Origin of the sequence: Pseudomonas sp. URMO17WK12:I7 (assembly GCF_003269045.1) — a bacterium.
Taxonomy (GTDB): Bacteria; Pseudomonadota; Gammaproteobacteria; order Pseudomonadales; family Pseudomonadaceae; genus Aquipseudomonas; species Aquipseudomonas putida_J.
The window spans coordinates 254,115-277,525 of sequence record NZ_QLTL01000006.1 but is presented as its reverse complement, the minus strand read 5'-3'; the positions used below and the strand labels follow the sequence as shown (position 1 = coordinate 277,525).

20 protein-coding genes and 1 pseudogene are annotated in these 23,411 nt (G+C 64.8%); 18 read left to right on the top strand and 3 right to left on the bottom strand.

Features of this window, described 5'->3' with window-relative positions:
- Positions 1-2: 2 nt before the first annotated feature.
- Positions 3-881, bottom strand: coding sequence for a helix-turn-helix domain-containing protein (locus tag H040_RS10760; RefSeq protein WP_027917400.1), 879 nt, complete (start codon positions 879-881; stop codon positions 3-5).
- 177 nt (positions 882-1,058) lie between these two features.
- Between H040_RS10760 and H040_RS10755 the strand changes: the two genes are divergently transcribed.
- The 4 genes from H040_RS10755 to H040_RS10740 all read left to right on the top strand — a co-directional run bounded on the left by H040_RS10755 (position 1,059) and on the right by H040_RS10740 (position 5,409).
- A complete protein-coding gene (locus H040_RS10755; RefSeq protein ID WP_027917399.1) occupies positions 1,059-1,886 on the top strand; it encodes an SDR family NAD(P)-dependent oxidoreductase in 828 nt (275 codons plus the stop codon).
- Entirely contained in the window at positions 1,883-3,601 is a 1,719-nt protein-coding gene (locus H040_RS10750; protein ID WP_027917398.1) for an FAD-dependent oxidoreductase, read from the top strand. Before H040_RS10755 ends, H040_RS10750 begins: the two co-directional genes overlap by 4 nt.
- Positions 3,601-3,930 (top strand): NIPSNAP family protein, encoded by a 330-nt coding sequence (locus H040_RS10745; RefSeq protein WP_027917397.1) that lies wholly within the window; start codon positions 3,601-3,603, stop codon positions 3,928-3,930. The genes H040_RS10750 and H040_RS10745 overlap by 1 nt, the downstream gene beginning before the upstream one ends.
- Before the next feature lie 126 nt (positions 3,931-4,056).
- Complete coding sequence (locus tag H040_RS10740; RefSeq protein ID WP_027917396.1) at positions 4,057-5,409, top strand: MFS transporter; 1,353 nt, start codon at positions 4,057-4,059, stop codon at positions 5,407-5,409.
- Positions 5,410-5,537: 128 nt separating this feature from the next.
- Here the strand turns inward: H040_RS10740 and H040_RS10735 are convergent, their stop codons facing one another.
- Positions 5,538-6,533: an aldo/keto reductase gene (locus tag H040_RS10735; RefSeq protein ID WP_027917395.1), complete on the bottom strand. Its 996-nt coding sequence runs from the start codon at positions 6,531-6,533 to the stop codon at positions 5,538-5,540.
- 99 nt (positions 6,534-6,632) lie between these two features.
- Entirely contained in the window at positions 6,633-7,484 is an 852-nt protein-coding gene (locus H040_RS10730) for a LysR family transcriptional regulator (RefSeq protein ID WP_027917394.1), read from the bottom strand.
- Between the two features lie 90 nt (positions 7,485-7,574).
- On the opposite strand from H040_RS10730, the gene H040_RS10725 reads away from it, so the two are divergent.
- The 14 genes and pseudogenes from H040_RS10725 to H040_RS10660 all read left to right on the top strand — a co-directional run bounded on the left by H040_RS10725 (position 7,575) and on the right by H040_RS10660 (position 23,278).
- Positions 7,575-8,486 (top strand): LysR family transcriptional regulator, encoded by a 912-nt coding sequence (locus H040_RS10725; protein WP_027917393.1) that lies wholly within the window; start codon positions 7,575-7,577, stop codon positions 8,484-8,486.
- Between the two features lie 98 nt (positions 8,487-8,584).
- Positions 8,585-9,505, top strand: a complete 921-nt coding sequence (locus H040_RS10720) for a hydroxymethylglutaryl-CoA lyase (RefSeq protein ID WP_027917392.1) — start codon at positions 8,585-8,587, stop codon at positions 9,503-9,505.
- Entirely contained in the window at positions 9,505-10,707 is a 1,203-nt protein-coding gene (locus tag H040_RS10715) for a CaiB/BaiF CoA transferase family protein (protein WP_033695974.1), read from the top strand. Before H040_RS10720 ends, H040_RS10715 begins: the two co-directional genes overlap by 1 nt.
- Entirely contained in the window at positions 10,708-11,232 is a 525-nt protein-coding gene (locus H040_RS10710) for a gamma carbonic anhydrase family protein (RefSeq protein ID WP_027917390.1), read from the top strand.
- A gap of 67 nt (positions 11,233-11,299) precedes the next feature.
- Complete coding sequence (locus tag H040_RS10705; RefSeq protein ID WP_027917389.1) at positions 11,300-12,616, top strand: MFS transporter; 1,317 nt, start codon at positions 11,300-11,302, stop codon at positions 12,614-12,616.
- Positions 12,617-12,659: 43 nt separating this feature from the next.
- A pseudogene (locus H040_RS10700) lies at positions 12,660-13,944 on the top strand (OprD family porin).
- A gap of 195 nt (positions 13,945-14,139) precedes the next feature.
- Positions 14,140-14,874 (top strand): gluconate 2-dehydrogenase subunit 3 family protein, encoded by a 735-nt coding sequence (locus H040_RS10695; protein WP_027917388.1) that lies wholly within the window; start codon positions 14,140-14,142, stop codon positions 14,872-14,874.
- A gap of 3 nt (positions 14,875-14,877) precedes the next feature.
- Positions 14,878-16,662, top strand: coding sequence for a GMC family oxidoreductase (locus tag H040_RS10690; protein WP_027917387.1), 1,785 nt, complete (start codon positions 14,878-14,880; stop codon positions 16,660-16,662).
- Positions 16,663-16,674: 12 nt separating this feature from the next.
- Entirely contained in the window at positions 16,675-17,913 is a 1,239-nt protein-coding gene (locus tag H040_RS10685; RefSeq protein WP_027917386.1) for a cytochrome c, read from the top strand.
- 213 nt (positions 17,914-18,126) lie between these two features.
- Positions 18,127-19,149 (top strand): LacI family DNA-binding transcriptional regulator, encoded by a 1,023-nt coding sequence (locus tag H040_RS10680; protein ID WP_027917385.1) that lies wholly within the window; start codon positions 18,127-18,129, stop codon positions 19,147-19,149.
- A gap of 69 nt (positions 19,150-19,218) precedes the next feature.
- Positions 19,219-20,004 carry an AP endonuclease gene (locus H040_RS10675; protein WP_027917384.1) on the top strand — a complete coding sequence of 262 codons (786 nt, stop codon included), beginning with the start codon at positions 19,219-19,221 and terminating at the stop codon, positions 20,002-20,004.
- Entirely contained in the window at positions 19,997-20,947 is a 951-nt protein-coding gene (locus H040_RS10670) for a sugar kinase (protein ID WP_027917383.1), read from the top strand. The genes H040_RS10675 and H040_RS10670 overlap by 8 nt, the downstream gene beginning before the upstream one ends.
- A gap of 63 nt (positions 20,948-21,010) precedes the next feature.
- Positions 21,011-22,303 carry an MFS transporter gene (locus H040_RS10665; protein ID WP_027917382.1) on the top strand — a complete coding sequence of 431 codons (1,293 nt, stop codon included), beginning with the start codon at positions 21,011-21,013 and terminating at the stop codon, positions 22,301-22,303.
- 9 nt (positions 22,304-22,312) lie between these two features.
- On the top strand, positions 22,313-23,278 hold the full coding sequence (locus H040_RS10660) for a 2-hydroxyacid dehydrogenase (protein ID WP_027917381.1): 966 nt from the start codon (positions 22,313-22,315) through the stop codon (positions 23,276-23,278).
- The last annotated feature ends 133 nt before the right edge of the window (positions 23,279-23,411 follow it).

The window sequence follows — 23,411 nt, the reverse complement described above, 5'->3', positions numbered from 1 at the left end:
CATCACCCGGGTTTTTCACCGCGAAACGCGCTCGGGCTCACCCCGCACTGCTTGCGAAAGAACCGGCTGAAGTACCCCACATCGGCAAACCCCAGTTCATGGGCAATCTGCTTCACACTCGCATCCGAGTGCCCCAGCACCCGCTTGGCCTCCAGCACCAGCCGGGCATTGATCACATTCATCGGGGTCATGCCCAGGTGCTCCTGGCACAAGCGCCCGAGGGTCGCCAGGGTCATGCCCAGTTCACCGGCATAGAAGCCCAGTGGCCGGTGCTCGCGGTAATGCCTGTCCACCAGCTCCCGAAACCCGGTCAGTTGCTGGCTGCGCCGTGACGCTGGGCGGTGCGCCGGGTCGGGCGCCTCCTGCCCATGGCGCAGGGCCTGGATCAGCAGGGCCAGCAGCAGCGCCATGCTGCTGGCCACGTGCTCGCGGGCCCGGTTGTGGTATTCCTCGCGCAGGGCAAGGCACAGCGGCAGCAGCGGGTCGTCCTCGGTGGGCCAACGGGGCAGTGCGATGACCTGCGGCTTGCGGATCGCTGCCAGCAAGTTGGGCGCGAGCACCTGGGCGATGCTCTCCAGTGGCGGCTGCGCGGCGGTGATCACCTGGCCCTCGACCTGGCCGGCCCAGTGGAAGCCATGCACCACCTGTGCGGGCACATAGACCACAGAGGGTGCGCAAACTTGCACGCGCTCGCTGTCGAACAGCACTTCGCCGCTGCCGCTCTGCAGGTACAGCAGTTGCAGCAGGCCGTCGTGGCGGTGTGCGGCGATTTCCCAGTTGTGCGCGCCGGAGCGCTGGGAGATCTGCTCCACATGCAAGGACTCGTGCCACACCGGCTGTGCGGTTTCACCGTACAAGGCGTAGTTGGGGATCTTGTTCATGTTGTTGTAATTGTTCTGGTCGCTACCCGGCCACTGTGCCACAGCCAGATGCAGGCTTCAGGTGCCTGGCACAAAATTGACCGGAATGTGGCGACGCTTGCAGGTTTTGTCCATTCTGCCGGCCGCCCCCTCGGCCCTAGGCTGCTCACCAGATCAAGCGACACTCTGGAGAGCCGCATGCATAACAACAAGATTTCCTCCACCTGGCTGGGCCTGGATTCAGCCGTTTGCGTGGTCACCGGCGCGGCCGGTGGCATCGGTGCGGCGCTGGCCGCCGCGCTGGTCGAGCAACAGGCCCATGTGGTGCTGCTGGACCGTGACGTCGACAAGTGCCGGGAGCTCGCCGCCAGCCTGGGCGAGCACAGTGCCGGTGAAGTCAGTGCACTGGCCTGCGATATTGCCGACCCGGCCAGCGTCGAACAGGCCGCTGCCCAGGTGCAGGCGCTGCACGGGCGCTGCGATGTGCTGGTGAACAATGCCAGCGTGCTGCGCCCCGGGGCGCTGGAAACCCTGAGCCTGGAACAATGGAACCAGGTGCTGGCGGTCAACCTCAGCGGCTACCTGCTGTGCGCGCAAGCTTTCGGCCGCTCGATGCTTGCCCGTGGCCAGGGGCGTATCGTGCATGTGGCATCGATCGCCGCGCATTACCCGCAGCCTAACAGTGGCGCCTACAGCGCGGCCAAGGCTGGTGTCAGCATGCTGTCGCGGCAGATTGCCGTGGAATGGGGGCCGCGTGGGGTGCGCAGCAATGCCGTGTGCCCGGGGCTGATCCGCACACCGCTGTCGGCGGCGTTCTATGCCGACCCGCAGGTCGAACGCCAGCGCAGCGCGATGACCGCCAACCAGCGTATCGGCGAGCCGCAGGATATCGCCGACGCCGTGCTGTTCCTCGCCAGCCCCCGCGCCGACTACATCAATGGCGCCGAACTGACCGTGGATGGCGGCCTGGAGAGCATGCCCATGGCGCTGATCCCGCGCCCCGGCTTCGAGGGGGCGAAGGCATGAACACGCGCAGCTGCGATGTGCTGGTGATCGGCGCCGGAGCCGGTGGCCTGGCGACGGCGATCACGGCCAAGAATCATGGCCTTGACGTGCTGGTGATCGAGAAGGACGAGTGCTTTGGCGGTACCACGGCGTTTTCCGGTGGTGTGCTGTGGGTGCCGGGCAACCGATATGACCACAATGGCAGCGCTGAGCAGGCGTTGACCTACCTGCGCAACGAAGCCGGCGCCTGCTTCGACGCCGCTGGTGTCGAGGCGTTCTTGCAACATGGGCCGCAGATGGTGGCGTTTTTCGAGCGCGAGACCACGGTCAAGTTCGTCCCCACGTTGTACCCGGACTACCATCCGCAAGTCGAGGGCGGTGCCGATATCGGCCGCTCGATCCTGGCCGCGCCCTACGACATCCGCGGCCTCGGGGCGGACATGGCCAGGCTGCGCCCACCGCTGAAGACCATCACCTTCATCGGCATGATGTTCAATTCGTCGAATGCCGACCTCAAGCACTTCTTCAACGTCACCCGTTCGCTGGCCTCGTTCAGCTACGTGGCCAAACGGCTGCTGACCCACTTCAAGGAACTGCTGCTGTACCGTCGCGGCACCCAGGTCACCAGCGGCAATGCCCTGGCGGCGCGGCTGGTGAAGTCGGCGCTGGACCTCGGCATCCCGATCCTTACCGGTACCCCGGCGCGGCAGCTGTTACGCGAGGGCGGGCGGGTGAGCGGGGCGCTGGCTCAGCAGCAGGGCGGTGAGTTACGGATTGAGGCGCGGCGCGGGGTGGTGCTGGCGTGCGGTGGGTTCTCCCATGACGTGCAGCGTTTGCGAGAGGCATACCCCCACGTACGCCGGGGCGGTGAGCATTTTTCGCCGGTGCCGGCGGGTAATACCGGCGACGGTGCTCGCATGGCCGAGGCCCAGGGTGGCAAGGTGGATATCCGCCTGCAAGCGGCAGCGGCCTGGATGCCGGTCTCGAAAGTGCCGATGGCCGGTGGCAAGTATGTGGCATTCCCGCACCTGCTTGATCGTTACAAGCCTGGCGTGATCGGCGTGCTGTGCAGTGGCAAGCGCTTCACCAATGAATCCAACTCGTACCACGATGTTGGCGCGGCACTGATCGAAGCGTGTGCCGACCAACCGGAAACCGCCATGTGGCTGGTCTGCGACCGGCGTACCCTGGCCAAGTACGGCCTGGGCTATGCCAAACCTGCACCGATGCCTCTGGGGCCGCTGCTGCGCAATGGCTACCTGCTCAAGGGCAAGACCCTCGCCGAGCTGGCGGCCAAGGCGGGCATCGATGGCCAAGGCCTGGCGCGCACGGTGCGCGAATACAACCTTGGCGCAGTGCACGGCGAGGACCGGCAATTCGGCCGTGGCACCACCACCTTCAACCGCTACCTGGCCGACCCTCAACAACAGCCCAACCCGTGCGTGGCACCGGTGGGTGACGGGCCGTACTTTGCGGTGAAGGTGGTCATGGGCGACCTGGGCACCTTCGATGGCATCCGTACCAGCGTGGTAGGCGAGGTGCTCGATGGCGAACGGCTCGCCATCCCTGGGCTGTACGCCGTGGGCAACGACCGCGCCAGCATCATGGGCGGCAACTACCCCGGCGCGGGCATTACCTTGGGGCCGATCATGACCTTCGGCTACATCACCGGCCGGCACCTGGCAGGGGTCGAGCAGGGGCTGGCCAGTGCCAAACCGGCGCGGGAGGTGGTGTGATGGACAAGGCGATTGTCGACCTCCGTGTCTACACCATTCGGCCGCGCTGCATGGCGGCGTTTCTCGAAGCCTTCGAGCAATTGGCGATGCCCATTCTGCGACGGCATCTGGGTACGCCACTGGGGTTCTACGTCAGCAGCATCGGGCCGCTGAACCAGGTGGTGCACCTGTGGGGCTATGACAGCCTGGCGGATTTCGAGCGGCGCAGTGCGGCGCGCGATGCCGACCCGGGCTTTGCCGCGTACCTGCAGGCCACCCGCGACCTGGTGGTGGCGCAGGAGACGCGGATCATCAAGCCGGTGCACCTGTGTAATAGCGCCATGGCTTGACTGGGACCTTGTGGGAGCGGGTTTACCCGCGAAAGCGGTGGTGGATTCAACGACGCATTCGCGGGTGAACCCGCTCCCACAAATACCGCGCATTACCCCCAATAAAAACAACAAGAGGTAAGGCAAATGAGCACTCCAATCGACATACGCCAACTGATCGACCAGCAACCCATCGGAGCCTACCAGAAATGGGTGGTTTTCCTCGGTTTCCTGATCATCGCGCTGGATGGCCTGGACGTCGCCATCATCGGCTTCATCGCCCCGCAACTGAAAAGCGAATGGCACCTCGGCGCCCAGGCCCTTGGCCCGGTGCTCAGTGCCGCGCTGATCGGTCTGGCCCTCGGCGCCCTGGTTGCCGGGCCCCTGGCTGACCGTTACGGGCGCAAGGCAGTGCTGCTCGGCAGCGTACTGCTGTTCGGCCTGTGGACCCTTGTCTCGGCCTTTTCCCCCAACCTGGAAACCCTGGTCGCCCTGCGCTTCCTCACCGGCCTGGGCCTGGGCGCGGCAATGCCCAACGCCAGCACCCTGGTCAGTGAATACGCACCGGCGCGCAGCCGCTCGCTGCTGATAACCCTGGCCTTCTGCGGTTTCTCGCTGGGTGCGGCGCTGGGGGGCTTCGTCAGCGCCTGGATGATCCCCAACCTGGGTTGGCGCAGCGTGCTGGCCCTGGGAGGGGTGTTGCCGCTGCTGGTCTTGCCGTTATTGTGCTGGCGCCTGCCTGAGTCGGTGACTTTCCTGGTCAGCCAGGGCGCCGACCCGCAGCGTATCCGGCGCATCGTCCAGCGCCTGGCACCGGCACATTGCGGGCCCGACAGCACCTTCGTGGTACCTGCTACCAGCGCGCACAAGGGCGGCGCCATCGGCACCATTCTTTCGCCACGCTATCGTTTCGGCACGCTGATGCTGTGGGCCGGCTATGTGCTGGCGCTATTCCTGGTCTACCTGTTCAGCGGCTGGCTGCCGACCCTGGTGAAGGAGGGCGGCGGTTTCTCGGTTTCGCAGGCCGCGATCGTCACGGCCTGCTTCCAGATCGGCGGCCCGGTTGGTGCGGTTTCGGTGGGCTGGGCCATGGACCGCTATCACCCGCAGCGGGTGCTGATGCTGACCTTCCTGTTCAGCGGCGCGGTTATCTTCGCAATTGGCCAGGTGGCAGGTGATTTCGCCTGGCTGTGCGCCATCGCCTCAGCCGTGGGCTTTGGCCTGAACGGCGCGAGCGTGGGCATGAATGCACTGGCGGCGGCGTTCTACCCGACCGAAGCCCGGGCCACCGGCGCCAGCTGGATGAGTGGCATTGGCCGCTTCGGTGCCATCCTCAGTGCCTTTGCAGGTGCGCAGATGCTGGCGCTGGGCTGGAGTTTTGCCCAGGTGTTCGCATCGCTGCTCATACCGGCGGGGCTGGCGGCACTGGCGGTGTTGCTGCAGGGGTGGCGCGCAAATTCAGCAAGGAGTACAGATGTACTCCATTCGTCACGAGGTTAATCAGCGTCCGACCGGCGGCGCTGTATGGCTGTGCGGGCCTCTTCGCGGGTGAACCCGCTCCCACAGGATCACCACAGGGCTGAAGCGGATGCGGTCCCTGTGGGAGCGGGTTCACCCGCAGTGCAGGCTTACTTGAACCCCGTTACTGCATGCGGCACATAGGGCGCTTCCAGCCGGGCGGTTTCCTCATCGCTCAGCTGGAACGCCAACGCGGCAATCGCATCATCGAGCTGCGCCACCTTCGAGGCTCCGACAATCGGTGCCGAAACCCCACGCTTGCCCAGCACCCAGGCCAGCGCCACCTGTGCCATCGGCACACCGCGCTCGCCGGCGATCTGCTCGACCACGTCAATCACCCGGCCGTCTTCCACTTCGGTGTTGGCGTAGAACGACTGCCCGGAAATATCGGTACGCGTGCGTTCGGTCTGCTGCCCATGGGGGCGGGTCAGGCGGCCGCGGGCCATCGGGCTCCAGGGCATCAGGCCGACACCTTGGTCGAGGCACAGCGGGATCATCTCGCGCTCTTCTTCGCGGTAGATCAGGTTGAGGTAGTTCTGCATCGACACGAAGCGGCTCCAGCCGTTGCTCGTTGCCACCTGCTGGGCCTTGGCGAACTGCCAGGCATACATCGACGACGCGCCGAGGTAACGCGCCTTGCCGGCCTTGACCACATCGTGCAGGGCTTCCATGGTCTCTTCGATGGGCGTGTGGTAGTCCCAGCGGTGGATCTGGTACAGGTCGACATAGTCGGTCCCCAAGCGGGCCAAGCTGGCGTCGATATTGGCCATGATCGCCTTGCGTGACAGGCCCTGCTCGTTGGGGCGGGTGCTGCCTTCCCACATGTTGGCGGGGAAGAACACCTTGGTGGCGATCACTGTTTCCTCGCGACGGGTGAATTCCTTCAGCAGCTTGCCGAGGATGATCTCCGAGGTGCCGGCCGAATAGCTGTTGGCGGTGTCGAAGAAGTTGATGCCTTGCTCGACGGCGTGGCGGATGATCGGGCGGCTGTCGGCTTCGCCCAGGGTCCACGGGTGGGTGCCGGCATCGGGTTCGCCGAAGGTCATGCAGCCCAGGCACAGTTTGGAGATGTCCAGGCCAGTGTTGCCCAGTTTGACGTATTGCATCCGCTGCTCCTCAGTGATCGGTTGTGCGATGCAGGGAAGCTTAGCGATGATGGCTGCTTGCGAAAATCCCGAATCGGTGCAGGCGAAATCCGCAAAAATTCACAAGCGCAGCAGTGGCTTGACCTGTTGCTGCAGGAAGTCGGTAACGGCCTTGATGCGCGGCGTGTTGCGCACATCCTCGTGTACCGCCAGCCAGATCTCGATGCTCATGGTCTGTTCGTCCTTGCCGGCGACCTCCAGGCCATGCTCCTGCGCCATGAATGCCGGCAGGCAGGCGATGCCTACCCCACCTGCGGCCGCTTGGGCCTGGATGCGCAGGTCGTTGCTCTGCAACACGAAGGGCGGGTTGCCGGTCTGGCTGAGCAGCCACTGCTGCTGCGGCGACTTGGCCTGGGATTCGTCGTAGCCGATGTAGCGCGGCGCGCCAGCACTGCGCAGGTAGGCGGGCGCGGCGTACAGCCGGTAGTCCAGATAACCCAGCAGGCTGGCGACCAGGGTCGGCTCGGTGGGCCTGGCCAGGGTGATGCTGATATCGGCTTCGCGGCGCGCCAGCGAGGCCCGCGACTTGCTGCCGACCAGTTTCAGGCGCAGCTGCGGGTAGCGCTGCAACAGCGTACCCAGGCGCCGGGCAATGATACTGCCGAGCAAAGCGGGTGGGGCCGCCAGCACCACTTCGCCTTCCACGTGCTGCTGCCCGGCATTGGCGAAGTGCTCCAGGGCGAACGACGACTGGCTCATCTGTTCGGCGTATTCGCCTACCCGGCGGCCTTCGTCGGTCAGCGCGTAGGCCCTGGGGCGGCGGTCGACCAGCTTGAGGTTCAGCGCAGCCTCCAGCGCAGCGATGCGCCGGGCCACGGTGGCATGGTCGACCCCCAGCAGCTTGGCCGCTGCCGACAGCGAGCCGGTACGGGTAAAGGCGCAGAAATGGCGCAGATCTTCCCAATCGAACATGGCGGGCCTCTGAAGTAGAGGCGCCATGATACGGCCTTATGCCGACCGGCAGGTGCTAGGATGGCTGCCATTTGCGCAACGGGTACCGCCATGCAGCCTCTCGATCACCTGTCGTTGCACCTGTTCATTGTGGTCTGCGAAGCCGGCACCATCGCCCGAGCCGGCGAGCGGGCGTTCATGGCGCCGTCGGCCGTCAGCAAACGGATCTCGGATATCGAAGCGCGCTTTGGCACGGCGTTGCTCAAGCGCAGCAAGCGCGGCGTCGAGCCGACCCCGGCAGGCCTTGCCCTGCTGCGCCATGCGCGTGGCCTGACCCGGGCCATGGAGCGCCTGGACAGCGAATTGAGCGAGTACGCCGAGGGGGCGCGCGGGCATGTACGGGTGCTGGCCAACGTGTCATCGATCATGGAGTTCCTGCCGGAGGAATTGTCGGCGTTCATGCTCGACAACCCACTGGTCCAGGCCGATATCGAAGAGCGTTTCAGCCCGGACGTGGTGCGTGGGGTGGCCGAAGGCAGTGCCGACCTGGGCATCTGCCGCAAGTCCATGGCCGTCGGCGATCTGGAGTTCGTGCCGTACCGGCAGGATCACCTGGCCGTGGTGGTCGGCGCCGATCACCCGCTGGCCGGGCGCGACAGCATCGCTTTTGCACAGACGCTGGATTACGAGCATCTGGGCTTGTCGGCATTCGCCACGCTCAACACCTTCATGCGCAACAGCGCCGAGGCGGCGGGCAAGGAACTGCGCTTTCGCTCGTATGTGTCGTCGTTCGATGCGGCCTATCGCCTGGTGCAGTTTGGCCTGGGTCTGGCGGTGTTCCCACAGGAAGCGGTGGCGCGCTACGCACAGCTGTTCGACCTGCGGGTGATCCCGCTGACCGATGACTGGGCGCTGGGTGAGTTTGTCATCTGCATGCGCGACCGCCATGCCTTGAGCCTGTCTGCACGCCGGCTGCTCGACCATTTGCTGCTGCGGGCGCCGGCCTGGCAAACCCGGGATTGATCCATCGTGGTTGGCGATGGATCAGCCCGTGAAACACGTCTTTTCCACCCGTCGTCCTGCTCTTAGTCTGGCCCCACGCTTCAGACAGAGAGACCATGATGACAACAATAACAATCAACGAAGTCGGCATGCGCGATGGCCTGCAAAGCCTGCACACGGTGATGCCGACTGCCGCCAAGATGCGCTGGATCGACAGTGCCTATGCCGCCGGCGTGCGCCATATGGAAGTCGCTTCATTCGTGCCGGCCCGGCTGCTGCCGCAGATGGCCGACGCCAGGCAGGTGGTGGCCCACGCCCTGACGTACCCCGATCTGCTGGTGACCGTGCTGGCGCCCAATCAGCGGGGGGCGCAGGATGCGCTTGAGTCTGGCGCCCAGCGCATTGTCGCGCCGGTATCGGTCAGTACCGCCCACAGCCTGGCCAACGTGCGCCGCACGCCCCAGGAAATGGTCGAGGAGCTGGGGCGTATGTGCCAGCTGCGCAGCGAGCTGGGGCGTCATGATGTACAGATCATCGCGGGCATGTCGGTGGCCTTTGGCTGCACCCGCCAAGGTGATGTGCCATTGGCCGACCTGTGCGCACTGACCCGTCAGGTTATCGAGGCCGGCTGCGACCTGGTCTCGCTCGGTGACACCACCGGCTACGCCAACCCAGGCCAGGTGGCCACGGTGATCCAGGCCGTGCGCGCCATTGCCGGCGAGCGCCTGCGCGCCGCGCATTTCCACGACACCCGTGGCCTGGCCTTGGCCAACAGCCTGGTGGCGGTGCAGCAGGGCATTCGCGAGCTGGATGCATCGCTCGCCGGCCTTGGCGGTTGTCCGTTCGCACCGGGGGCGTCGGGCAACACGGTGACCGAGGACTTGGTGTTCATGCTGCAGAGCATGGGCTATGACACCGGCATCGACCTGCCGGCGCTGATCGCATCCCGCCAGCTGCTGCGCGAGGCGCTGCCGGATGAACCGCTTTACGGCGCCGTTGCCCGCGCCGGCCTGCCGCTCAACTACCGAGGGAACGCGTAATGTCCAGACTCCCCTTGGACGGCATTCGTGTCGTCGAGATTTCGCACATGGTCATGGGCCCCACCTGCGGCATGATCCTTGGCGACCTGGGTGCCGAAGTGATCAAGATCGAGCCCACCCGCGGTGACGGTACGCGCCGTCTGCTGGGGGCGGGGGCGGGGTTCTTTCGCACCTTCAACCGCAACAAGCAGTGCATCGCTGTCGACGTCGACACGCCCCAGGGCCATGAGGCGGTGCTGGCGCTGATCGACACCGCCGACGTGTTCATCGAGAACTTCAAGCCGGGGCGCATGCACACGCTGGGCTTGGACTACAGCACGCTGCGCCAGCGCAACCCGCGGCTGATCTACGCCTCGCACAAGGGCTTCCTCAGTGGCCCGTACGACAACCGCCTTGCCCTGGACGAAGTGGTGCAGATGATGGCCGGCCTGGCCTACATGACCGGGCCGGTGGGGCGCCCGTTGCGCGCCGGCAGTTCGGTGAACGACATCATGGGTGGCATGTTCGGCGCCATTGGGGTGCTGGCCGCACTCAACGAGCGCAACACCACCGGCGTCGGTCGAGAAGTGCAGAGCGCGCTGTACGAGAACTGTGTGTTGCTCGCGGCCCAGCACATGCAGCAGTACGTGGTAACCGGCCAGGCGGCGGCGCCGATGCCCAACCGCATCAGCGCCTGGGCCATCTACGACGTGTTCACGTTCGCGGGCGGCGAACAGATGTTCGTTGCCGCCACGGGTGAGGGCCAGTGGCATGCCTTGTGCCAGCTGTTAGGCCAGACGGCGTTGCTCAATGACCCGACATTGGCCAGCAACAATGACCGTGTGTTGCAGCGGCCGCGGTTGTTGGCGCATCTGGCCGAGGTATTCGCCATCCTTGATGCCCGGCAATTGGCCGTAGAACTGGAGGCCAACGGCATTCCCTTCGCGCCGATTCGCCGCCCGGAAGAGTTGTTCGACGACCCCCACCTGACCCAGAGCGGCGGTATGGCGGACCTGTTGCTTGAAGATGGCAGCAGCACGCCGATGCCCTTGCTGCCGCTGTCGCTGGACGGCCAGCGCCTGCAGCCGCGCCGGCCGATCCCGCGGATTGGTGAACACACGCACAAGGTCATGCGCGAACTGGGCTATAGCGAGGAGCACATCGCCGAACTGTGTGCGGCCGGTGTGCTGAAAACCGACGATCAGGCCCAGGGAGTGCACTGAATGGCAATCTATCGATACGACACGTTGATACCGGCCATTCACCCGGAAACCTTCATTGCCGAAGATGCCACGGTGATTGGCGACGTCACCCTGGAGCAGGGTGCAAGTGTGTGGCCCCAGGCGGTGCTGCGCGGTGACAACGAGCCGATCCGTATCGGCCAGCACAGCAATGTCCAGGAAGGCGCGGTGCTGCATGCCGACCCGGGCTTTGCCCTGACCGTGGGCCGCAACGTCACCATCGGCCACCAGGCGATGCTGCACGGTTGCACCATCGGCGATGGCGCGTTGGTCGGGATCCAGGCGGTGGTGCTCAATGGCGCGGTGATCGGCCGCAATTGCCTGGTCGGTGCTGGCGCCATCGTCACCGAAGGCAAGGTGTTCCCCGACAACTCGCTGATCCTCGGGGCGCCGGCCAAGGTGGTGCGTGAACTGAGCCCCGAAGCCATCGCTGGCATGCAGGCCAATGCCGCCGAGTACGTGCGCAAGGGCCAGGCCTTCAAGGAAAAGCTCGTGCGTATTGGCTGACACGTTGCAAGCGGTGCCCACAACGGGTGCCGCCGCTCTCCAATAATTACAAGAATGGAGATCCACCATGGTTGCCTTGACCGGTGAAGTGGCGCGCGAGCGCGCCGACAGCCACATCGATGAACTGCTGCTGTACCGCCGCGTGGCCTGGCGCATCATGCCGCTGGCCATCATCTGCTTTCTGTTTTCCTACTTCGACCGCATCAACATCAGCTTTGCCAAGACCCAGATGCAGGCTGAACTGGGCCTGAGCGACGCCGCCTATGGCCTGGCCGCGAGCATGTTCTTCATCGGCTACGTGCTGTTCGAAGTGCCGAGCAGCCTGGGCCTCAAGCGCTACGGGGCGCCGGCGTGGATCTGCCGGATCATGGTGTCCTGGGGCCTGGCCACGGCGGCGCTGGTGTTCGCCTACACCCAGTACACGCTGTATTTCCTGCGCTTTCTGATCGGGGTGATGGAGGCCGGGTTCGGGCCGGCGATCCTGTTCTACCTGGCCTGCTGGTTCCCCAGGAAACACCTGGCGAAGATGAACGGCCTGTGGTTCCTTGCCGTGCCCCTGGCCGGCGCGGTGGGCGGACCGGCGGCGGGGTTCCTGCTGGGGACCATGGATGGCGTGCTGGGCCTGGCCGGCTGGCACTGGCTGTTCCTGATGTCGGGGTTGCCGTGCGTGCTGCTGGGTGGCCTGGTGCTGTGGAAGCTGGACCGCGATATCGAGTCGGCCAGGTGGCTGAGCCGTCAGGAGAAAGACCTGCTGGCAGAGAACCTGGCCCAGGACAGGCGCGTGCAGAAGCCGGTGCTGGGGTCGATCTGGCGGGTGCTGCTGACCCGTGAAGTGGCGATCATGGCGTTCATCTACTACGTGGTGAAAACCGCCTCCTACGGCCTGAATTTCTGGATGCCGCACCTGATCAAGTCGTCCGGCGTGCAGGACATGCTCTGGGTCGGCGTGCTGTCGGCGCTGCCCTATGCTGTGGCCTGCATCGGCATGGTGCTGCTGACCCGGCGCTCCGACCGCACCGGCGAACGCAAGTGTTACCTGGTGTATTGCCTGCTGGCGTCGGCGCTGGGTTACCTGCTGGCGTGCCTGTTCGCCGACTCGTCCTGGGCGATGATGGCGGCGCTGGTGCTGGCCACGGCAGGTACCTTCATCGCCATTCCGATCTTCTGGACCATCCCGCAATCGACCTTCTCTGGCCTGGCCATCGCCACCGGCACCGCGGCGATCAACTCGGTCGGCCAGTTGAGCGGCATCGTCGCGCCGGTGATGGTCGGCAAGATCAATGACCTGACCGCCAGCAGCTACATGGGCATGCTGTCGATTGCCCCGCTGATCCTGATCGCCTGCCTGGTGGTGATGCGCTACGTCAGGAACCCCAAAGCCTGAGTTCCACTGCTTTCTCCAACAAGAACAACAACAAGGCGAAACCATGAACATTTCCCTCTCCCAGCGGGCATCGCTGATGCTCGCGATGCTTGGCTGCGCGTGCCCGGCGGCCCAGGCAGGCTTTGTCGACGATGGCAAGGGCAGCCTGGAGCTGCGCAACTTCTACTTCGACCGCGATTTCCATGGCGATACGGCCAGCCAGTCGCGGCGTGGCGAATGGGCTCAGGGCTTCATGCTCAAGTGGCAATCCGGCTATACCGACGGGGTGGTCGGACTTGGTCTGGACGCGGCCGGCATGTTGGGCATCAAGCTCGATTCCTCGCCCGACCGCAGCGGGACCGGGTTGTTGCCGCGAGGCAGTGACAAGCGTGCGGTGGACGACTACAGCAAGGCGGTTGCCACGTTCAAGGCCAAGCTGTCGCGGACCGAGTTGCAGGTCGGTGGGCTGAGCCCGCAGTTGCCGCTGCTGGCGTCGAACTACAGTCGGCTGTTCCCGCAGTGGTTCAACGGGGCGCAGGTGGTCAGCAAGGACCTGGACAATGTCACGTTCAGCGTGCTGCAGGTAGATGCGACCAAACTGCGCGACTCCACTGACTTCGAAGACCTGACGGCGATGGCGCAACAGGGCGCCTATTCAGCGACGGTGAGCAGTGACCGGCTGTATTACGCCGGGGTCGATTACCAACCCGTGAAGAACTTGACCGTCAGCCTGCACACCAGCGAACTCGAAGACCTCTTCCGCCGTGATTTTGCCGGTTTCAAGTACCGCGTCGCCCTGGTGGCGGGGGAGGCGTTCACCGAGTGGCGCTGGTTCAACGCCAGGGAACAGGGCAGGGCGTTGCTGGGGGCGGTCGACAACCGCACCTTGAGCACAAACTTTGGTTACAGCCTGCATGGCCATACTTTCAGCGGCGGCTACCAGAAGGTCAGCGGTGACACCGCATACGCCTATGTGGGCGGCACCGATACCTACCTGTTCAGCGAACAGCAGATCAGCACCTTCGCACTGGCCAACGAGCGTGCGTGGATGCTGCGTTATGACTACAACTTTGCCGCATTGGGCATCCCGGGGCTGACGTTCAATGTGCGCTATGTGAAGGGGGACCAGGTAGACCCGCAGCGGATCGCCACGGCCAAGGGCAGGGCCCTCGAGGCACGGGGTGGTGAGGGCGAAGAGTGGGAGCGCACCACGGACATCACCTATGTGGTGCAGTCGGGGCCATTCAGGAACGTGTCGCTGCGCTGGCGCAATGCGAGCATGCGATCCAATTTTGCCGATGCGGCGGATGAGAACCGGGTGATCGTTTGGGTACTCCTTCGAATTCTGATGAGTCTGGCGCGTTCGGGGTAGGAACGGCCTTGCCGGGGCGCTCCTAAGGGGGGAGTGTCAAGGCGCAGGATGTCGCAGGCTATGAAACCGGTTTCAAAAGATGTCCAAACCCGCTAGATTACGCGGCTTTTCCGGCCCGGCCGGACACCAGATGGCGCAATCCAAGGCCGCCCAATGCTGATGAGGACGCGAAATGCCTGAGCATGCCCCCGACAACCCGCGCCGGGACTTCCTGCGCAAAACCTTGACCCTGATCCCGGTGGTCACCGTGGCCAGTACCGGCCTTGGTGCCAGCCAGTTGCTGGCCGAGCCCGTGCGCGAGCCCAAGGTGCCGGCCACACCTCCGGCCGGCAACTATCAGCCAACCTTCTTCACCGCTGAAGAGTGGGCGTTCCTGCAAGCGGCGGTGTCACGCATCATCCCCGCCGACGAGCTCGGCCCCGGTGCGTTGGAGGCTGGCGCCGCCGAGTTCATCGACCGTCAGATGAACACCCCTTACGCCACCGGCGCCCAGTGGTACATGCAGGGCCCGTTCAAGGCCGATGCCGCACCAGAGCTCGGCTACCAGTTGCAACTCAGCCCGCAACAGATCTACCGCTTAGGGATAGCTGCCACGGAGGCCTGGTGCAAGAACGCCAGCGGTAAAACGTTTGCCGAGCAAGATAGCGCTACCCGAGACAAGATCCTCGGCAAGATCGAAGCCGGTGAGATCGTTTTCGAGCAGTTACCGGCCAAGGTGTTTTTCAGCCTGCTGGTGCAGAACACCCGCGAGGGCTTTTTCTGCGACCCGATGCACGGCGGCAACAAAGGCATGGTCGGTTGGACGCAGATCGGCTTCCCGGGTGCCCGGGCAGATTTCATGGACTGGGTCGAGCGCAACGCGCCTTACCCGTTCCCGGCAGTATCGATTCGTGGCGAGAGGGCGTAAGGCATGGCCAATGCAATGAAAAAGGCTGACGTGGTCATCGTCGGCTTCGGCTGGGCCGGTGCGATCATGGCCAAGGAACTCACCGAAGCCGGGCTGCAGGTGGTGGCGCTGGAGCGCGGGCCGATGCAGGACACCTATCCGGACGGCAGCTACCCGCAGGTGATCGACGAGCTGACCTACAGCGTGCGCAAAAAGCTGTTTGTCGATGTGTCCAAAGAAACCGTCACCATCCGCCACAGCGTCAACGATGTTGCGTTGCCCAACCGCCAGCTCGGCGCCTTCCTGCCGGGCAAGGGCGTCGGCGGCGCGGGCCTGCACTGGTCGGGCGTTCACTTTCGGGTCGACCCGATAGAGCTGCGCATGCGCAGCCACTACGAGGAACGCTACGGCAAGCGCTTCATCCCCGAAGACATGACCATCCAGGACTTCGGCGTCAGCTACGAGGAACTCGAGCCGCATTTCGACTTCGCCGAGAAGGTCTTCGGCACCTCGGGCCAAGCCTGGACCGTCAACGGCAAACGGGTTGGCGAAGGCAAGGGCGGCAACCCCTACGCGCCTGACCGCTCAAGCCCGTTCCCGCTGGAGTCGCAGAAGAACGTGGTGTCGGCCAAGCTGTTCGAAAAGGCTGCCGCCAGCCTCGGCTACAAGCCTTACAACCTGCCGTCGGCCAACACCTCCGGGCCGTACACCAACCCATACGGCGCGCAGATGGGCCCGTGCAACTTCTGCGGTTTCTGCAGCGGCTATGTCTGCTACATGTACTCCAAGGCCTCGCCGAACGTGAACATCCTGCCAGCACTGCGCCAGGTGCCGAACTTCGAGCTGCGCGCCAACGCCCACGTGCTGCGGGTGAACCTTGACGACAGCAAGCGCAAGGCCACCGGCGTGACCTACATCGACGCCCAGGGCCGGGAGGTGGAGCAGCCGGCGGACATCGTCATCCTCGCTGCCTTCCAGTTCAACAACGTGCGCCTGATGTTGCTTTCCGGCATCGGCAAACCTTACGACCCAATCAAGAACGAAGGCGTGGTCGGGCGCAACTTCGCCTACCAGAACATGGGCACGGTCAAGGCGTTCTTCGACAAGGACACCTACACCAACAACTTCATCGGCGCCGGCGGCAACGGCGTGGCCATCGACGACTTCAACGCCGACAACTTCGACCATGGGCCCCATGGCTTCGTCGGGGGTTCGCCGATGTGGGTCAACCAGGCCGGCAGCCGGCCGATCGCCGGTGTCGCCAACCCGCCGGGCACCCCGGCCTGGGGCAGCGCCTGGAAGAAGGCCACCGCCGACTACTACACCCACCAGGTGTCGATGGACGCCCACGGCGCGCACCAGTCGTACCGCGGCAACTACCTCGACCTCGACCCGACCTACCGCGATGCCTACGGTCAGCCGCTGCTACGCATGACCTTCGACTGGCAGGAGAACGACATCAAGATGAACCAGTTCATGGTCGACAAGTTGAGCAAGATCGCCCAGGCGATGAACCCCAAGTCCATCGCCATTCTCGGCAAGAAGGTCAAGGAGCACTTCAACACCGCCAGCTACCAGACCACCCACCTCAACGGGGGCGCGATCATGGGCAACGACCCTACAACCTCCGCCCTGAACCGCTACCTGCAGAGCTGGGACGTGCACAACGTGTTCGTCCCCGGTGCTTCGGCGTTCCCCCAGGGCCTGGGCTACAACCCCACTGGCCTGGTCGCCGCGCTGACCTACTGGTCAGCCCGGGCGATCCGCGAGCAGTACCTGAAAAACCCCGGCCCGCTGGTTCAGGCTTGAGGAGCGATGAACATGAAGAACCTGTTGATCGCAACCCTGCTGCTGGGCGCCACCGCAGCCGCCCAGGCAGACGACGCCCTGGTAAAGAAAGGCGAGTACCTGGCCCGTGCGGGTGACTGCGTGGCCTGCCATACCGCCAAGGGCGGCAAGCCCTTTGCCGGTGGGCTGCCGATGCAGACCCCGATCGGCACGGTGTACTCCACCAACATCACCCCGCACGCCAGCGGCATCGGCCAGTACAGCTTCGCCGACTTCGACCAGGCCGTGCGCAAAGGCATTGCCAGGGACGGCAGCACCTTGTACCCGGCCATGCCGTACCCGTCCTATGCACGGGTCAGCGACGACGACATGCAGGCGCTGTATGCGTACTTCATGCAAGGTGTCGAGCCGGTCGCGCAGCCCAACAAGCCCAGCGATATCCCCTGGCCGTTGAGCATGCGCTGGCCGCTGTCGATCTGGCGCGGGCTGTTCGCCCCAGAGGTGCAAGCCTGGCAGGCGCCAGCCGGTGCAGACCCGGTGGTCAGCCGCGGCGCCTACCTGGTCGAAGGCCTGGGGCACTGTGGCGCCTGCCACACCCCGCGCGCCCTGACCATGCAGGAAAAGGCTCTGAGCCCGGCAGATGGCGAGCAGTTCCTGGCTGGCAGTGCGCCGCTGGAAGGCTGGATCGCCAAGAACCTGCGTGGCGACTACAAGGACGGCCTGGGCAGCTGGAGCGAGGCACAGCTGGTGCAGTTCCTCAAGACCGGGCGCAGTGACCGCAGTGCGGTGTTCGGCGGCATGAGCGATGTGGTGGAACACAGCCTGCAGCACATGAGCGACGCCGACCTGACCGCCATCGCCCGTTACCTGAAGACCCTGCCGCCGAGCGATCCGAACGACAAGCCGCATGCCTACGACAAGCAGGTAGCCGATGCCTTGTGGCAGGGCGACGACAGCAAGCCGGGGGCGTCGGTGTACATCGACAACTGCGCGGCCTGCCACCGCACCGATGGCCATGGCTACACCCGGGTGTTCCCGGCGCTGGCGGGCAACCCGGTGGTGCAGACGGCGGATGCCACCTCGCTGATCCATGTGGTGCTGGCGGGCGGCACGGTGCCGGCGACCCATGCGGCACCGTCGAACTTCACCATGCCGGCGTTCGGCTGGCGCTTGAGCGATCAGGAAGTGGCGGATGTGGTCAATTTCATTCGCACCAGCTGGGGTAACCAGGGCAGTGCGGTCAGCGCCAGTGACGTGAAAACACACCGGTAACTGCAACCCCGGTTCCTGTAGGAGCGGCCTTGTGTCGCGAAAGGGCCGCGAAGCGGCCCCGACCATACTTGCTTTATCGCCGATATCCTGGGGCTGCTTCGCAACCCTATCGCGACACAAGGCCGCTCCTACAGTTGACGAGCGCAGAGACTTCTGCTGTATTGAAACCGGTTTCATTCGCCGTTACCCGACAATAATCACAAGGGACTCGCAATGACCGATTCACCCCCCTATGCCCGCGAGCGGGTGACCATCAGCGAAGTGGCGCGTGTTGCCGGTGTGTCAAAGGCCACGGTCTCGCGTTACATCGGCGGCGATCGCCAGCTGCTGGCTGAAGCCACCGCCAAACGCCTGGAAGAGGTCATCGAGCGCCTGGGCTACCGGCCCAACCAGATGGCCCGCGGCCTCAAGCGTGGCCAGACGCGCTTGATCGGCATGCTCGTGGCCGACATTCTCAACCCCTATTCAGTGGCCGTGATGCATGGCGTGGAAACCGCCTGCCGCCAGCACGGCTACAGCCTGGTGGTATGCAACACCAACCGTGACGACGAACAGGAGCGCCACCACCTGACGGCCCTGCAGTCCTACAACGTCGAAGGGCTGATCGTGAACACCCTCGGCCGCCACCCCGGCGAACTGCTCAACCTGCAGCGCGACATCCCCATGGTGCTGGTCGACCGGCAACTGCCAGAGCTCAAGGTCGACCTGGTGGGCCTGGACAACGCCGATGCCATCGAGCAGGCCCTGGACCACCTGCAGGCGCGGGGCTACCGCGACATCCTTGCGGTCACCGAGCCGCTGGATGGCACCAGTTCGCGGCTGGAGCGGGTGCAGGCCTTTACCGCATCGATCAGCAACCGCAACGGCATGCGCCAGCAGTTGCTGGAAGTCGACGCCGGTTTGCAGGCCAAGCTGGGTGCCTTCCTTGCCAGCAAGGGCCACGGCCCGCAGGCGATCTTCACCTTCAACGGCGTGGCCACCCTGGCGGTTACCCGTGTATTGCACGATTCGGGCTGCAAACTGTTCAGCGACGTGGGCTTGATCGCCCTTGACGAACTGGACTGGTACCCCTTGGTCAGCAGCGGTATCACCGCACTGGCCCAGCCCACCGAGCGCATTGGCGTGGCGGCTTTCGAGTGCCTGCTCGAACGCCTGCGCGGCAGCAACGACCTGCCTCGACGCATCGATTTCAAAGCAACATTGATCACCCGAGGTTCTACCCAAGCTCACCCATGACGAGCGGGCTGCAGCGCTGCCCGCATTGCTGCAATCAAAAATGAAACCGGTTTCATAAGGACAACAACAATGCACGCGAACCCCGTTTCCATCAGCCTCTCCAGCTACGGCGCCAGCCTTGTGCGGCAGCGTGGCCAGTTGAGTTTTGTCGAACTGCTGGCGGCTGCCGGCGCCAGCCGGATCGAACTGCGCGAAGAGTTGTTCGACGAAGCGCCGGACACTGCCGCGCTCTGGGCAGCGATCGCCGCGTCGGGGCTGGAATGTCTGTATTCCTCGCCGCTCGAACTGTGGACGGCACAAGGCCAGCCGCACCCACGCCTGCCCGCAAAGCTGGCTCTGGCCAGGGCATTGGGCGCCGTGGCGCTGAAGGTTTCACTTGGGTATTACCATGAGCAATGCGATGTAGGGGCCTTGCAGGCGCTGCTGCACGAGGGTGACCCTGTGTTGCTGGTGGAGAATGATCAGACCCCACAAGGCGGGCGCATCGAACCGCTGCTGCGTTTCTTCCAGCATGCGCAGGGCTGGTCCCTGCCGCTGGGCATGACCTTCGATATCGGCAACTGGCAGTGGCAGGGTGAGTCCGCGTTGCAGGCCGCTCGCCAGCTTGGCCGCTGGGTGCGCTACGTGCACTGCAAGGCCGTGCAGCAAAGCGCAGATGGCCGCCTGCACGCGGTGTCGCCGAAGGCTGCCGACCTGCTGGCCTGGGAGGCGCTGTTCGATGAATTCAGCCCGGGCCTGGTGCGTGCGGTCGAATACCCGCTGGTCAGCGATGACCTGCTGGCGCTGACCCGCGCCCAGGTGCACAACCTGGCCAGGCTGGGCTTGGGCCTGGGCGAGGAGGTGAGCCATGCCTGAACATGACGTGCTGTGCTTTGGTGAAACCATGGCCATGTTCGTCGCCGAACAGGCGGGCGACCTTGCCAGCGTCGGCGCCTTCACCAAGCGCATTGCCGGTGCCGACAGCAACGTTGCCATCGGCTTGGCCCGGCTGGGCTTTGCCGTGCGTTGGCTGAGCCGGGTGGGCGATGATTCGCTGGGGCGTTTCGTGCTCGCCAGCCTGCGCCAGGAAGGCTTGGACTGCAGCCGCGTCGAGGTCGATGGCAGCCGGCCGACCGGCTTCCAGTTGAAGAGTCGCTGCGACGACGGCAGCGACCCGGCCGTGGAGTATTTCCGCGCCGATTCCGCCGCCAGCCGCCTGTCCACCGCGCTGCTCGACCCGGCGTTGCTGCAGGCCCGCCACCTGCATGCCACGGGCATTCCGCCAGCACTGTCGGCCAGCTGCCGGGCTCTGTCCCATGCGCTGATCGACGGCATGCGTGCGGCCGGGCACAGTATTTCCTTCGACCCCAACCTGCGCCCGTCGCTGTGGCCCGACCGCGAGACCATGATCCGCGAAATCAACGCCCTGGCCGTGAAAGCCCATTGGGTGCTGCCTGGCTTGGAAGAGGGCCGTTTGCTCACCGGCCAGCACACGCCCGCCGACATCGCTGCGTTCTACCTCGACCAGGGCGTGGAGAAGGTAGTGATCAAGCTCGGTGATGTGGGGGCTTACTACCGCACCCGCCATGACTGCGGGCAGGTCGCGCCGGTAGCGGTGGCCAATGTAGTGGACACCGTGGGCGCCGGCGATGCCTTCGCCGTCGGTGTGGTCAGTGCGCTGCTCGATGGCCGCCCATTGGCCGACGCGGTGGCGCGCGGCAACTGGTGCGGCAGCCTCGCCGTGCAATCACGTGGCGACATGGAAGGCCTGCCACACCGCCATGAGCTGCAAGCGCACGAACTGCGCAGAAGTGCCTGAACCGCTGAACGCCGGCTTGCCGGCCCTGTTGCGACAAAAACAACAAGCTCAGGAGAACGTTTCATGCAACCGACTCGCCTCGCACCACGCCGTTGGTGGTACATCATTCCGATCGTCTTCATCACTTACAGCCTGGCCTACCTGGACCGCGCCAACTATGGCTTTGCGGCGGCCTCGGGCATGGCCGACGACCTGAAGATCACGCCTATGCTGTCCTCGCTGCTGGGGGCGCTGTTCTTCCTTGGCTATTTCTTCTTCCAGGTACCCGGCGCGATCTACGCGCAAAAACGCAGCGTGAAGAAACTGATCTTCGTCAGCCTGATCCTCTGGGGCGGCCTGGCGACCCTGACCGGGATGATCAGCAACGTCTACCTGCTGATCGGCATCCGCTTCCTGCTCGGCGTGGTGGAAGCTGCGGTGATGCCGGCCATGCTGGTGTACCTGTGCCACTGGTTCACCCGCGCCGAGCGCTCACGTGCCAACACCTTCCTGATGCTCGGCAACCCGGTGACCATCCTGTGGATGTCGGTGGTGTCGGGCTACCTGATCAAGCACTTCGACTGGCGCTGGATGTTCATCATCGAGGGCCTGCCGGCGGTGCTCTGGGCCTTCATCTGGTGGCGCCTGGTGGATGACCGGCCCGCCCAGGTGAAGTGGTTGAGCGAACTGGAGAAGGCCAGCCTGCAGCAGGCACTGGACGCCGAGCAGCAGGGCATCAAACCCGTGAAGAACTACCGCGAGGCGTTTCGTTCACCCCAGGTGATCGTGCTGTCGCTGCAGTACTTCTGCTGGAGTATCGGGGTGTATGGTTTTGTGCTGTGGCTGCCGTCGATTCTCAAGCAGGCGGCCAATGTCGATATCGTCGCGGCCGGCTGGCTGGCCTCGGTGCCGTACATGGCGGCGGTGCTGGGCATGATCGGTGTGTCCTGGGCGTCGGACCGGCTGCAGAAGCGCAAGCGTTTCGTCTGGCCACCGTTGTTGATCGCTGCCGTGGCGTTCTATGGGTCTTACGCACTGGGTACAGAGCATTTCTGGCTGTCCTACGCGCTGCTGGTGGTTGCAGGTGCGTGCATGTATGCGCCCTATGGGCCGTTTTTTGCCATCGTGCCGGAGATCCTGCCGAGCAACGTCGCCGGCGGAGCCATGGCGCTGATCAACAGCATGGGCGCGCTGGGTTCGTTCGGTGGCTCGTGGCTGGTGGGCTACCTCAATGGCGCCACTGGCGGCCCTGGCGCCTCTTACCTGTTCATGTCGGGTGCGCTGCTGACCGCCGTCGCGCTCACCGCCGTATTGAACACTTCACACACCTCCGGCCGGGCCAAGCGCGGCGGCCCACGGCTGGCCATGAGCCAATAGGAAACAGCCATGAAGAAACGCATCGTCTTGTACAAACGCCTGTCCGACGCTTTGCTGGCAAAGCTGCAGGAACAGGTGGACGTGACCTGGGTGGACACCAGTGCCGCCGACGGCCTGGCGCGCCTGCGCGATGCCTTGCCGGGGGCGCATGGCCTGTTGGGCGCCAGTTTGCGCCTGGACAGCGAGCTGCTTGACCTGGCGCCGCAGCTGGAAGTGATTTCCAGTGTGTCGGTAGGGGTCGACAATTACGACATCGCCGACCTGACACGGCGCGGGGTGCAGCTGACCAACACCCCTGACGTGCTCACCGAGACCACCGCCGATACCGGCTTTGCGCTGATCCTGGCCACCGCGCGGCGGGTGGTCGAACTGGCCGGCTGGGTACGCGAGGGGAAGTGGCAGGCGAGCCTTGGGCCGGCGCACTTCGGTACCGATGTGCATGGCAAGACCCTGGGTATCGTCGGCATGGGGCGCATTGGTGAAGCATTGGCGCGACGCGGCGCTGCCGGCTTCGGCATGCGCGTGCTGTACCACAGTTCGCGGGCCAGGCCCGAAGTGGACGCGCGTTACGCGGCACGTTACTGCAGCTTGGATACGCTGCTGGCCGAGGCGGATTACCTGTGCCTGACGGTGCCGCTCAGTGCCAGCACCGAGGGCCTGATCGGCGCGCGCGAGCTGGCGCTGATGAAACCCGAGGCGATCCTGGTGAACATTGCCCGTGGGCGGGTGGTGGATGAGGCTGCGTTGTTCGAGGCGCTGCAGCAAAAGCGGATTCGCGGGGCAGGGCTGGATGTGTTCGTGCAGGAGCCACTGGCTGCCGATTCGCCGTTGTTGCAGCTCGACAATGTGGTGGCAACGCCGCACATCGGCTCTGCGACCCATGAGACGCGGGAGGCCATGGCGCGGTGTGCGGTGGACAATCTGCTAAGCGCGTTGGCGGGCCAGCGCCCGCCGAATCTGGTCAATGGCAGGTGATCCAGCGTGGTCAACGCTTTTCTGTAGGAGCGGGTTTACCCGCGAACACCGGCGAAGCCGGTGCCATGCACCGAGTCGCCTTCTTCGCGGGTAAACCCGCTCCCACAGGGGGGCGTGTCAAACTTTGCAGTAA